Origin of the sequence: Pseudomonas sp. PSPC2-3 (assembly GCF_049898265.1) — a bacterium.
Classification (GTDB): Bacteria; Pseudomonadota; Gammaproteobacteria; order Pseudomonadales; family Pseudomonadaceae; genus Aquipseudomonas; species Aquipseudomonas veronii.
Genome location: NZ_JAFCXJ010000002.1, coordinates 432,481 through 444,744 on the forward strand (window position 1 = coordinate 432,481; position 12,264 = coordinate 444,744).

At 61.0% G+C, this 12,264-nt stretch carries 9 protein-coding genes; all 9 read left to right on the plus strand.

Annotated elements, in window-relative coordinates:
* The first annotated feature begins 385 nt into the window (after positions 1-385).
* The 9 genes from ACP7E3_RS05905 to nuoH all read left to right on the plus strand — a co-directional run bounded on the left by ACP7E3_RS05905 (position 386) and on the right by nuoH (position 12,261).
* Positions 386-1,123: a secretin N-terminal domain-containing protein gene (locus ACP7E3_RS05905; RefSeq protein WP_017848056.1), complete on the plus strand. Its 738-nt coding sequence runs from the start codon at positions 386-388 to the stop codon at positions 1,121-1,123.
* Positions 1,124-1,615: 492 nt separating this feature from the next.
* Positions 1,616-2,941 carry an isocitrate lyase gene (gene aceA, locus ACP7E3_RS05910; protein ID WP_024076175.1) on the plus strand — a complete coding sequence of 442 codons (1,326 nt, stop codon included), beginning with the start codon at positions 1,616-1,618 and terminating at the stop codon, positions 2,939-2,941.
* A 658-nt stretch (positions 2,942-3,599) separates the two neighbouring features.
* Positions 3,600-4,013, plus strand: coding sequence for an NADH-quinone oxidoreductase subunit A (locus ACP7E3_RS05915; RefSeq protein WP_003219575.1), 414 nt, complete (start codon positions 3,600-3,602; stop codon positions 4,011-4,013).
* A 10-nt stretch (positions 4,014-4,023) separates the two neighbouring features.
* Positions 4,024-4,698, plus strand: coding sequence for a NuoB/complex I 20 kDa subunit family protein (locus ACP7E3_RS05920; RefSeq protein WP_003219572.1), 675 nt, complete (start codon positions 4,024-4,026; stop codon positions 4,696-4,698).
* Positions 4,699-4,770: 72 nt separating this feature from the next.
* Complete coding sequence (gene nuoC, locus ACP7E3_RS05925) at positions 4,771-6,555, plus strand: NADH-quinone oxidoreductase subunit C/D (RefSeq protein ID WP_017848058.1); 1,785 nt, start codon at positions 4,771-4,773, stop codon at positions 6,553-6,555.
* A 2-nt stretch (positions 6,556-6,557) separates the two neighbouring features.
* Entirely contained in the window at positions 6,558-7,055 is a 498-nt protein-coding gene (nuoE, locus tag ACP7E3_RS05930; protein ID WP_017848059.1) for an NADH-quinone oxidoreductase subunit NuoE, read from the plus strand.
* The gene (gene nuoF, locus ACP7E3_RS05935; RefSeq protein WP_108525107.1) at positions 7,052-8,407 is read left to right on the plus strand and encodes an NADH-quinone oxidoreductase subunit NuoF; all 1,356 of its coding nucleotides are present in this window, start codon (positions 7,052-7,054) and stop codon (positions 8,405-8,407) included. The genes nuoE and nuoF overlap by 4 nt, the downstream gene beginning before the upstream one ends.
* A gap of 135 nt (positions 8,408-8,542) precedes the next feature.
* Positions 8,543-11,257 carry an NADH-quinone oxidoreductase subunit NuoG gene (gene nuoG / locus ACP7E3_RS05940; protein WP_017848061.1) on the plus strand — a complete coding sequence of 905 codons (2,715 nt, stop codon included), beginning with the start codon at positions 8,543-8,545 and terminating at the stop codon, positions 11,255-11,257.
* Positions 11,254-12,261 (plus strand): NADH-quinone oxidoreductase subunit NuoH, encoded by a 1,008-nt coding sequence (gene nuoH, locus ACP7E3_RS05945; protein WP_017848062.1) that lies wholly within the window; start codon positions 11,254-11,256, stop codon positions 12,259-12,261. The genes nuoG and nuoH overlap by 4 nt, the downstream gene beginning before the upstream one ends.
* The last annotated feature ends 3 nt before the right edge of the window (positions 12,262-12,264 follow it).

The following is a 12,264-nucleotide window of genomic DNA, read 5'->3' on the forward strand; positions in this document are numbered from 1 at the left end:
CACATTTTGACCGAGAGCATCCCTTGGAATGCCGTCAAGTGTGGGAGGGGGCTTGCCCCTCCCACATTTTGACCGAGAGCGTCCCTTGAAATGCCGTCAAGTGTGGGAGGGGGCTTGCCCCTCCCACATTTTGACCGAGAGCGTCCCTTGGAATGCCGTCAAGTGTGGGAGGGGGCTTGCCCCTCCCACATTTTGACCGAGAGCGCCCCTTGGAATGCCGTCAAGTGTGGGAGGGGGCTTGCCCCCGATAGCATTACCAGCAGCACCCCAAAACACCCTGCCATCCACCGATGCCAGGGTGTTTTGCCGTCTACGATTCAACTTGCGACCCGCCAGGCCGACAAACTGGCACTATCAAGCCTTATGACTCGCAGAGATAACGGACATGTCCCTACGCACCCTGCTCACCGCCCTCCTCCTGACCGCCAGCTTCACAGCGGCGGCCGACACCGAAGTCGTCAATTTGAGCCACCGCACCAGCGCCGACCTGCTGCCCGTGGCGCAGAACTTCCTCGGCAAGGACGGCACCGTCAGCGCCTACGGCAATCAACTGATCGTCAATGCCGACCCCGTCAGGATCCAGGACCTGCGCACCCTGCTCTCGCAACTGGACATACCGGCCAAGCGCCTGCTGATCACCGTCGACACCAACGAAAACAACCAGCAAAGCAGCGGCGACAGCCAGACCCGCATCATCAGCTACGGCACCGCCAGCCGCGACGGCGGCATCCAGCAGATCCAGGCCAGTGAAGGCGTGCCCGCACTGATCCAGGTAGGCCAGAGCGTGCCACTGACCACCACCCAGCCCGATGCCTACGGCCGCCCGCAGAACCAGACCCAATACCGCAACGTCACCCAGGGGTTCTACGTCACCGCCAGCGTGACCGGCGACACCGTACACCTGGCGATCAGCACCAACCGTGACCGCATGAGCCAGGAGCGTCCTGATGTAGTGAACGTGCAAAGCACCGACACAACCGTCAGCGGCCGCCTGGGCGAGTGGATTCCGCTGGCCGGCATCAATCGCGAAACCCAGGCCGACAAATCCTCTACGACCCGCACTTACGCTACCCAGGGCCGCGACGACCTGACTTTACGGGTTAAAGTCGACACCTTGAACTGAAGCACCGATAACTGACTGATGAGTCGTATAAGACTAAAGATGTAGTGCCTGAAAAAAAGCACTACAAAACATTTGACGATCCAAAAAAGCATGGGCATGATGGCCTCGCTCCCGCTAATCAGAGGCCCTGGCAAGGGCCTTCGGATCGTCGCTCTAAGCTACCCAACTGAGCCGATTCGTGTCTGTACCGCCCACAAGGTGTGTTTGACGAGGTTGCGACTGGAACGAAGTTGTCCCGAGGGACGGAAGCTAACCAGGTAACCCGGCTACACACTGATGAATCGCCCCAAGGCCCACGACGCCCGAAGACCGTTCGCAGTTCGCCCCTACCTGCCCTACTCCCCCCTCGTCATTCGTTCATCCCGTCGCTTCCCCGCCAGACTTGACTTGAACACCTGTGCTTCTGGTCAGCGAGCAGCCAAGCCCACGCACTGTATACGTGGCTGGCAAACGGAATTTTCCACCCAGACCTATGCGACGAGGTTTATCTCCATGGCACTGACACGCGAACAGCAAATTGCAGCCCTTGAAAAAGACTGGGCTGAAAACCCACGCTGGAAAGGCGTGACCCGCGCTTATTCCGCTGCTGACGTCGTCCGCCTGCGTGGCTCGGTTCAACCTGAGCACACTTTTGCAAAACTCGGCGCCGAGAAGCTGTGGAACCTGGTCACCCAGGGCGCCAAGCCATCCTTCCGTCCCGACAAAGATTTCGTCAACTGCATGGGCGCCCTGACCGGTGGCCAGGCAGTCCAACAGGTAAAAGCCGGCATCCAGGCGATCTACCTGTCCGGCTGGCAAGTGGCAGCGGACAACAACTCCGCTGAATCCATGTACCCCGACCAATCGCTGTACCCGGTGGACTCCGTACCGACCGTGGTCAAGCGCATCAACAACTCGTTCCGTCGCGCCGACCAGATCCAGTGGAAAGCCGGTAAAGGCCCAGGCGACGAAGGCTACATCGACTACTTCGCACCGATCGTGGCTGACGCCGAAGCCGGTTTCGGCGGCGTGTTGAACGCCTACGAGCTGATGAAGAGCATGATCGAAGCAGGCGCCGCCGGCGTTCACTTCGAAGACCAACTGGCCTCGGTGAAGAAATGCGGCCACATGGGCGGCAAGGTACTGGTACCGACCCAGGAAGCTGTACAGAAGCTGACCGCTGCCCGTCTGGCGGCTGACGTTGCCGGCACACCGACCATCATCCTGGCCCGTACCGACGCCAACGCTGCCGACTTGCTGACTTCGGACTGCGACCCGTATGACCAACCGTTCGTCACTGGCGAACGTACCCAGGAAGGCTTCTACAAAGTGCGCGCCGGTCTCGACCAGGCCATCGCTCGCGGCCTGGCCTATGCGCCTTACGCCGACCTGATCTGGTGCGAAACCGCCAAGCCGGACCTGGCAGAAGCCCGTCGCTTCGCCGAAGCGATCAAAAAGGAATACCCGGACCAACTGCTGTCCTACAACTGCTCGCCTTCCTTCAACTGGAAGAAAAACCTGGACGACGCGACCATCGCCAAGTTCCAGCGCGAACTGTCCGCCATGGGCTACAAGCACCAGTTCATCACCCTGGCCGGCATTCACAACATGTGGCACAGCATGTTCAACCTGGCGCACGACTACGCCCGCAACGACATGACCGCCTACGTGAAACTGCAGGAGCAGGAATTCGCTGACGCCGCCAAGGGTTACACCTTCGTGGCTCACCAGCAGGAAGTGGGCACCGGCTACTTCGACGACATGACCACCGTGATCCAGGGCGGCACCTCGTCCGTGACCGCGCTGACCGGTTCGACCGAAGAAGAACAGTTCCACTGAGTGACTGAGCAAACGGCCATTGCGCCCCCAGTAAACAGCTAACCGCAATGCCGCACGACCTGACGCCCCGACTGGTTCGGGGCGTTTTTTTGCCCGAAGAAAATCCCCCCTGACACCACAAAGATCAAACATGTGGGAGGGGGCTTGCCCCCGATTACGGTGTGCCAGTCAATACGTCTGTTGCTGATCCACCGCCATCGGGGGCAAGCCCCCTCCCACATTGAGGAATGGGCCAACCAGAAGAATTTGTGTGAAACATTGATCCAAAGCGGTATTTGGTTCAGATAAATCAGTTAAAAGATGCGCTCCGGCAACTAGCGGTAATCAAGCAAGTAACGACAACTTCCTGCACCACACCGCAACCACCCGCTTAACGCCCGCCCAAATAACATTCATTATCATTTGGACCATGAAAGCGTCGTTACAGGTTAAACAAAACATATTTGATAAAAAGCCCGCTAATGCCCGTAACTCAAGGGCTGCAGCCCTACGGAGGCGTACTATGTGCTTATTCCACCGAATAATTTCGCTATATGAATTTTACTTGCCCGGTGTTTAGCCATAAAATCACCGCGATTGATTGCGCTGCGACATATCGTCACTGCATTGTTACTTTTTCGAGCTCAGAGACCTTTGCTCTCTGCTAAGGATTACCAGCATGACCGAAGCGACAGGACTCATGGCCCACAACTGGGGCTTTGCCATTTTCCTCCTCGGTGTTGTCGGCCTCTGTGCCTTCATGCTCGGCGTCTCCAGCCTACTCGGGTCAAAAGCCTGGGGCCGCAGCAAAAACGAACCGTTCGAGTCCGGCATGCTGCCCACAGGTGGCGCCCGCTTGCGGCTCTCAGCCAAATTCTATCTGGTCGCGATGCTCTTCGTGATCTTCGATATCGAAGCCCTCTTTCTCTTTGCCTGGTCTGTGTCTGTCCGCGAAAGCGGCTGGACCGGATTCGTCGAAGCCCTCGTTTTCATAGCAATTCTGTTGGCAGGCCTTGTCTACCTATTTCGAGTGGGCGCCCTTGATTGGGCTCCGGAAGCTCGTCGCAAGCGGCAAGCGAAGCTGAAACAATGAGGCTTTGGCGATGCAATACAATCTCACCAGGATCGACCCGGATGCTCCTAACGAGCAGTACCCCATCGGCGAACGGGAAACCGTTTCCGATCCGTTAGAAGACCAAGTCCACAAAAACATCTACATGGGCAAGCTGGAAGACGTGCTGAGCGGCGCGGTCAACTGGGGGCGTAAAAACTCCCTGTGGCCGTACAACTTCGGTCTGTCCTGCTGCTACGTGGAAATGACCACCGCCTTCACGGCGCCCCACGACATCGCGCGCTTCGGCGCCGAAGTGATCCGGGCCTCGCCGCGTCAGGCGGATTTCATGGTTATCGCCGGTACCTGCTTTATCAAGATGGCGCCGATCATTCAGCGTCTCTACGAGCAAATGCTCGAGCCGAAGTGGGTTATCTCCATGGGTTCGTGCGCCAACTCCGGTGGCATGTACGACATCTACTCCGTTGTTCAGGGGGTGGACAAGTTCCTGCCCGTGGACGTCTACGTGCCTGGCTGCCCGCCCCGCCCCGAAGCATTTCTGCAAGGCTTGATGCTGTTGCAGGAATCGATTGGCAAGGAGCGTCGCCCACTTTCCTGGGTTGTCGGAGATCAAGGCGTTTACCGCGCCGAGATGCCGTCACAAAAGGAACAGCGCCGCGAACAGCGTATTCAGGTCACCAACCTGCGCAGCCCCGACGAAGTCTGATCCAGAGCCGCTTCTTTTATAGAACGAAAACCTGGCTTCATTCTTTACGTTGACCGAAAGCGATAAAAAACCATGACTACAGGCAGTGCTCTGTACATCCCGCCTTATAAGGCAGACGACCAGGATGTGGTCGTCGAACTCAATAACCGTTTTGGCCCTGACGCCTTCACCGCCCAGGCCACACGTACCGGCATGCCGGTGCTGTGGGTGGCGCGCGCCAAGCTCGTCGAAGTCCTGACCTTCCTGCGCAACCTGCCCAAGCCGTACGTCATGCTCTATGACCTGCATGGCGTGGACGAGCGTCTGCGCACCAAGCGCCAGGGGCTGCCGAGCGGCGTCGACTTCACCGTGTTCTATCACCTGCTGTCGATCGAACGTAACAGCGACGTGATGATCAAGGTCGCCCTCTCCGAAAGCGACTTGAGCGTGCCGACCGTCACCGGCATCTGGCCCAACGCCAGCTGGTACGAGCGTGAAGTCTGGGACATGTTCGGTATCGACTTCCCGGGCCACCCGCACCTGTCGCGCATCATGATGCCGCCGACCTGGGAAGGTCACCCGCTGCGCAAGGACTACCCTGCCCGCGCCACCGAATTCGACCCGTTCAGCCTGACCCTGGCCAAACAGCAACTGGAAGAAGAAGCCGCACGCTTCCGTCCGGAAGACTGGGGCATGAAGCGTTCCGGCACCAACGAGGACTATATGTTCCTCAACCTGGGCCCGAACCACCCTTCGGCGCACGGTGCCTTCCGTATCATCCTGCAGTTGGACGGCGAAGAAATCGTCGACTGCGTGCCGGACATCGGCTACCACCACCGTGGTGCCGAGAAGATGGCCGAACGCCAGTCCTGGCACAGCTTCATCCCGTACACCGACCGTATCGACTACCTCGGCGGCGTGATGAACAACCTGCCTTACGTGCTCTCGGTCGAGAAGCTGGCCGGCATCAAGGTGCCCGACCGCGTCGACACCATTCGCGTCATGATGGCCGAGTTCTTCCGGATCACCAGCCATCTGCTGTTCCTGGGGACCTACATCCAGGACGTCGGCGCCATGACTCCGGTGTTCTTCACCTTCACCGACCGTCAGCGCGCCTACAAAGTCATCGAAGCCATCACCGGTTTCCGCCTGCACCCGGCCTGGTACCGCATCGGCGGTGTGGCCCACGACCTGCCGCGCGGCTGGGAAAAACTGGTCAAGGAATTCGTCGACTGGCTGCCCAAGCGTCTCGACGAATACACCAAGGCCGCCCTGGACAACAGCATCCTCAAGGGTCGGACCATTGGCGTCGCAGCCTACAACACCAAAGAGGCCCTGGAATGGGGCGTCACCGGTGCCGGCCTGCGTTCCACCGGTTGCGATTTCGACCTGCGCAAGGCCCGTCCGTACTCCGGCTACGAGAACTTCGAATTCGAAGTACCGCTGGCCGCGAACGGCGATGCCTATGACCGCTGCATGGTCCGCGTCGAAGAGATGCGCCAGAGCATCAAGATCATCGACCAGTGCCTGCGCAACATGCCGGCCGGCCCGTACAAGGCGGATCACCCGCTGACCACGCCGCCGCCGAAAGAGCGCACGCTGCAGCACATCGAAACCCTGATCACGCACTTCCTGCAAGTTTCGTGGGGCCCGGTGATGCCGGCCAACGAATCCTTCCAGATGATCGAAGCGACCAAGGGTATCAACAGTTATTACCTGACGAGCGATGGCGGCACCATGAGCTACCGCACCCGGATTCGTACTCCAAGCTTCCCGCACTTGCAGCAGATCCCTTCGGTGATCAAAGGCGAGATGGTCGCGGACTTGATTGCGTACCTGGGTAGTATCGATTTCGTTATGGCCGACGTGGACCGCTAAGCATGAATAACACGCTTATCCAGACAGACCGTTTCACCTTGAGTGAAACCGAGCGCTCGGCCATCGAGCACGAGCTGCATCACTACGAAGACCCGCGCGCGGCGTCGATCGAAGCCTTGAAGATCGTCCAGAAGGAACGTGGCTGGGTGCCGGACGGCGCCCTCTACGCCATCGGCGAGATCCTCGGCATCCCCGCCAGCGACGTTGAAGGCGTGGCCACGTTCTACAGCCAGATCTTCCGCCAGCCCGTGGGCCGCCACATCATTCGCGTATGCGACAGCATGGTCTGCTACATCGGTGGTCACGAGTCGGTGGTCAGCGAGATCCAGAACAAGCTTGGCATCGGCCTCGGCCAGACCACCCCGGACGGCCGCTTCACGCTGCTGCCGGTGTGCTGCCTGGGCAACTGCGACAAGGCGCCGGCGTTGATGATCGACGACGACACATTCGGTGACGTGCAGCCTGCTGGCGTGACCCAATTGCTCGAGGGCTACCCATGACCCTGACTTCCTTCGGCCCGGCCAACCGCATCAAGCGGTCGCCCGAGACTCACCCGCTGACCTGGCGCCTGCGTGACGATGCCGAGCCGGTATGGCTCGAGGAGTACCAGGCCAAGAACGGTTACGCCGCTGCGCGCAAAGCCTTCGCCGACATGGCCCAGGACGATATCGTCCAGACCGTGAAGGACGCCGGCCTCAAGGGCCGCGGCGGCGCAGGCTTCCCCACTGGCGTGAAGTGGGGCCTGATGCCCAAAGACGAATCCATCAACATCCGCTACCTGCTGTGCAACGCGGATGAAATGGAGCCAAACACCTGGAAAGACCGCATGCTGATGGAGCAACTGCCCCATCTGCTGATCGAAGGCATGCTGATCAGCGCCCGCGCGCTGAAAACCTACCGCGGCTACATCTTCCTGCGTGGCGAATACACCACCGCCGCCAAGCACCTCAACCGTGCCGTGCAAGAAGCCAAGGCTGCGGGCCTGCTGGGCAAGAACATCCTCGGTTCGGGTTTCGACTTCGAACTGTTCGTACACACCGGCGCCGGACGTTATATCTGCGGTGAAGAAACCGCACTGATCAACTCCCTCGAAGGCCGCCGCGCCAACCCGCGCTCCAAGCCGCCCTTCCCTGCCGCCGTCGGCGTGTGGGGCAAGCCGACCTGCGTGAACAACGTCGAAACCCTGTGCAACGTGCCGGCGATCATTGCCGACGGCGTGGACTGGTACAAATCGTTGGCCCGCGAAGGCAGTGAAGACATGGGCACCAAGCTCATGGGCTTCTCCGGCAAGGTCAAGAACCCTGGCCTGTGGGAACTGCCATTCGGCGTGACCGCGCGCGAGCTGTTCGAGGACTACGCCGGCGGCATGCGCGACGGCTACACCCTCAAGGCCTGGCAGCCAGGCGGCGCCGGCACCGGCTTCCTGCTCCCCGAGCACCTCGACGCGCAGATGTATGCCGGCGGCATCGGCAAGGTGGGCACCCGGATGGGTACCGGCCTGGCGATGGCGGTGGACAACACCGTGAACATGGTCTCGCTGCTGCGCAACATGGAGCAGTTCTTCGCCCGCGAATCCTGCGGTTTCTGCACCCCGTGCCGCGACGGTCTGCCGTGGAGCGTCAAGCTGCTGATGGCGCTGGAAAAAGGCGAAGGCCGCGAGGGTGACATCGATACCCTGCTGGGGCTGGTCGGTTTCCTCGGCCCAGGCAAGACCTTCTGTGCTCACGCACCGGGCGCCGTGGAGCCATTGGGCAGCGCAATCAAATATTTCCGCTCGGAGTTCGAAGCCGGCATCGCGCCTACCAGCGCCGCCGTCCCGCCTCTGGCGAGGCCGATCGTAGTCGGCGCGTAACGCTTAAACAGGCGAAGGGTCCGTGCCCTTCGCCTCGTCATGTGCTGACGCCGTCAAGGCTGTGTTGATGCACATGAATAACAAGATTCCATTAGCCACGCCCGCTGACAACGGGCCAACGAAGATCTTTGAACCATGGCCACTATCCACGTAGACGGCAAAGCGCTCGAAGTCGATGGGGCAGACAACCTGTTACAGGCGTGTCTGTCACTAGGCCTCGACATCCCTTATTTCTGCTGGCACCCCGCTCTTGGTAGCGTCGGTGCCTGTCGCCAGTGTGCGGTCAAGCAGTACACCGACGAGAACGACACCCGTGGTCGCATCGTCATGTCCTGCATGACCCCAGCCACCGACAACACCTGGATCTCCATCGACGATGAAGAATCCAAGGCGTTCCGCGCCAGTGTCGTCGAATGGCTGATGACCAACCACCCTCACGACTGCCCGGTCTGTGAGGAAGGCGGCCACTGCCACCTGCAAGACATGACGGTGATGACCGGCCACAACGAGCGCCGCTATCGCTTCACCAAGCGCACCCACCAGAACCAGGAACTGGGCCCGTTCATTTCCCACGAAATGAACCGCTGCATCGCCTGCTACCGCTGCGTGCGCTTTTATAAAGACTACGCGGGCGGCACCGACCTCGGCGTCTTCGGCGCCCACGACAACGTGTACTTCGGTCGCGTTGAAGACGGCGTACTGGAAAGCGAATTCTCCGGCAACCTCACCGAAGTCTGCCCGACCGGTGTGTTCACCGACAAGACGCACTCCGAGCGCTACAACCGCAAGTGGGACATGCAGTTCGCCCCGAGCATCTGCCATGGCTGCTCCAGCGGTTGCAACATCTCCCCGGGCGAGCGCTACGGCGAACTGCGTCGCATCGAAAACCGCTTCAACGGTTCGGTCAACCAGTACTTCCTGTGCGACCGTGGCCGTTTCGGCTATGGCTACGTCAACCGCGAAGACCGCCCACGCCAGCCACTGCTGGCCGGCGGCGCGAAGCTGAACACCGACGAAGCCCTGGATAAAGCCGCCGACCTGCTGCGCGGTCGCAACATCGTCGGCATCGGTTCGCCGCGTGCCAGCCTCGAAAGCAACTATGCGTTGCGCGAACTGGTCGGCGCCGAGCACTTCTACTGCGGTATCGAAGCCGCTGAACTGGAGCGCATCCGCCTGGTCCTGCAAGTGCTGAACGACAGCCCGCTGCCAGTGCCGAACATGCGCGACATCGAAGACCACGATGCGATCTTCGTGCTCGGTGAAGACCTCACCCAGACCGCCGCACGTATGGCCCTGTCGCTGCGCCAGTCGGTCAAAGGCAAGGCCGAAGCCATGGCCGACGCCATGCGCGTACAGCCTTGGCTCGACGCCGCGGTGAAAAACATCGGCCAGCACGCGCTGAACCCGCTGTTTATCGCCAGCCTGGCCGAAACCAAGCTCGACGACATCGCCGAAGAATGCGTACACGCAGCGCCAGATGACCTGGCCCGCCTCGGTTTCGCCGTGGCCCACGCCCTTGACGCCAGCGCGCCGGCCGTCGAAGGTCTGGACGCTGAAGCCGTGGCACTTGCCCAACGCATCGCCGACGCCCTGCTGGCGGCCAAGCGCCCACTGATCATCGCCGGCACCTCGCTGGGTTCCAAGGCGCTGATCGAAGCGGCGGCCAACATCGCCAAGGCCTTGAAGCTGCGCGAGAAGAACGGTTCCATCAGCCTGATCGTGCCGGAAGCCAACAGCCTCGGCCTGGCCATGCTCGGTGGCGAGTCCGTCGACAGCGCCCTGCAAGCCGTGATCGACGGCAAAGCCGACGCCCTGGTAGTGCTGGAAAACGACCTGTACACCCGCACGGATTCGGCCAAGGTCGACGCCGCGCTGAACGCTGCCAAAGTGCTGATCGTCGCCGACCACCAGAAGACCGCTACCAGCGAGCGTGCCGACCTGGTATTGCCGGCCGCGACCTTCGCCGAAGGCGATGGCACCCTGGTCAGCCAGGAAGGCCGCGCCCAGCGCTTCTTCCAGGTGTTCGATCCGAAGTACATGGACGCCAGCATCCTGGTTCACGAAGGCTGGCGCTGGCTGCATGCCCTGCGCTCGACTCTGCTCAATCAGCCGATCGACTGGACCCAACTCGACCACGTCACCGCAGCCGTCGCGGCGAGCGCCCCGCAACTGGCGCGTATCGTCGACGCTGCACCGTCCGCCGCGTTCCGCATCAAGGGCATGAAACTCGCCCGTGAGCCGCTGCGCTACTCCGGTCGTACCGCCATGCGGGCCGACATCAGCGTGCATGAACCGCGTACTCCGCAAGACAACGACACCGCGTTCGCCTTCTCCATGGAAGGTTACTCGGGTTCGGTCGAGCCGCGTCAGCAAGTGCCATTTGCCTGGTCGCCGGGCTGGAACTCGCCGCAGGCCTGGAACAAGTTCCAGGACGAAGTCGGTGGTCACATCCGCGCTGGCGACCCGGGCACCCGCCTGATCGAACCCCAGGGCGATGCGTTGAACTGGTTCGCCGCCGTACCGCGTCCGTTCAACCCGGCCCAGGGCACCTGGCAGGTTGTGCCGTTCTTCCACCTGTTCGGCAGCGACGAGACCTCGTCCAAAGCCGCACCGGTTCAAGAACGCATCCCGGCTGCCTACGTGTCCCTGGCCAAGTCCGAAGCCGACCGTCTCGGCGTCAACGATGGTGCCCTGCTCAGTCTGAACGTCGCTGGCAAGACCCTGCGTCTGCCGCTGCGCATCAACGACGAGTTGGGTGCCGGCCTGGTTGCACTGCCAAAAGGCATCGCCGGTATTCCACCGTCGATCTTTGGCCAAACCGTTGACGGTCTGCAGGAGGCAGCGCAATGACCTGGTTCACCCCTGAAGTCATCGATGTGATCATTGCGGTCGTCAAGGCCATCGTGATCCTGTTGGCCGTGGTCGTGGCGGGCGCCCTGCTCAGCTTCGTCGAACGTCGCCTGCTGGGCTGGTGGCAGGACCGTTACGGTCCGAACCGCGTTGGCCCGTTCGGCATGTTCCAGATCGCTGCCGACATGCTGAAAATGTTCTTCAAGGAAGACTGGACCCCGCCGTTTGCCGACAAGGTGATCTTCACCCTGGCACCGGTCGTGGCCATGAGCGCCTTGCTGATCGCCTTCTCGATCATCCCGATCACCCCGACCTGGGGCGTGGCGGACCTGAACATCGGCTTGCTGTTCTTCTTCGCCATGGCCGGTTTGTCGGTCTACGCGGTGCTGTTCGCCGGCTGGGCCAGTAACAACAAGTTCGCCCTGCTGGGCAGCTTGCGGGCCTCGGCCCAGACCGTGTCCTACGAAGTGTTCATGGGCCTCGCGCTGATGGGCATCGTGGTGCAGGTCGGCTCGTTCAACATGCGCGACATCGTCGAGTACCAGGCGCAGAACCTGTGGTTCATCATTCCGCAGTTCTTTGGCTTCTGTACGTTCTTCATCGCTGGCGTCGCCGTGACTCACCGTCACCCGTTCGACCAACCGGAAGCGGAACAGGAACTGGCCGACGGTTACCACATTGAATATGCCGGCATGAAATGGGGCATGTTCTTCGTCGGTGAGTACATCGGCATCATCTTGATCTCGGCCCTGCTGGTCACGCTGTTCTTCGGCGGCTGGCACGGTCCGTTCGGCATCCTGCCGCAGCTGGCGATCTTCTGGTTCTTACTGAAGACCGCGTTCTTCATCATGCTGTTTATCCTGCTGCGCGCTTCCATTCCGCGTCCACGGTATGACCAGGTGATGGATTTCAGCTGGCGCTTCTGCCTGCCGCTGACCCTGATCAATTTGCTGGTGACGGCTGCCGTTGTGTTGTTGAACACGCCCGCGGGCGCGGTTCAGTGAGGA

Excerpts from the sequence above, each read along its gene's own strand:
- nuoH (WP_017848062.1), top strand. The coding sequence starts at position 11,254 with ATGACCTGGTTCACCCCTGAAGTCATCGATGTGATCATTGCGGTCGTC.
- nuoC (WP_017848058.1), top strand. The coding sequence starts at position 4,771 with ATGACTACAGGCAGTGCTCTGTACATCCCGCCTTATAAGGCAGACGAC.
- ACP7E3_RS05915 (WP_003219575.1), top strand. The coding sequence starts at position 3,600 with ATGACCGAAGCGACAGGACTCATGGCCCACAACTGGGGCTTTGCCATT.
- nuoG (WP_017848061.1), top strand. The coding sequence starts at position 8,543 with ATGGCCACTATCCACGTAGACGGCAAAGCGCTCGAAGTCGATGGGGCA.
- ACP7E3_RS05905 (WP_017848056.1), top strand. The coding sequence starts at position 386 with ATGTCCCTACGCACCCTGCTCACCGCCCTCCTCCTGACCGCCAGCTTC.
- aceA (WP_024076175.1), top strand. The coding sequence starts at position 1,616 with ATGGCACTGACACGCGAACAGCAAATTGCAGCCCTTGAAAAAGACTGG.
- nuoF (WP_108525107.1), top strand. The coding sequence starts at position 7,052 with ATGACCCTGACTTCCTTCGGCCCGGCCAACCGCATCAAGCGGTCGCCC.
- ACP7E3_RS05920 (WP_003219572.1), top strand. The coding sequence starts at position 4,024 with ATGCAATACAATCTCACCAGGATCGACCCGGATGCTCCTAACGAGCAG.
- nuoE (WP_017848059.1), top strand. The coding sequence starts at position 6,558 with ATGAATAACACGCTTATCCAGACAGACCGTTTCACCTTGAGTGAAACC.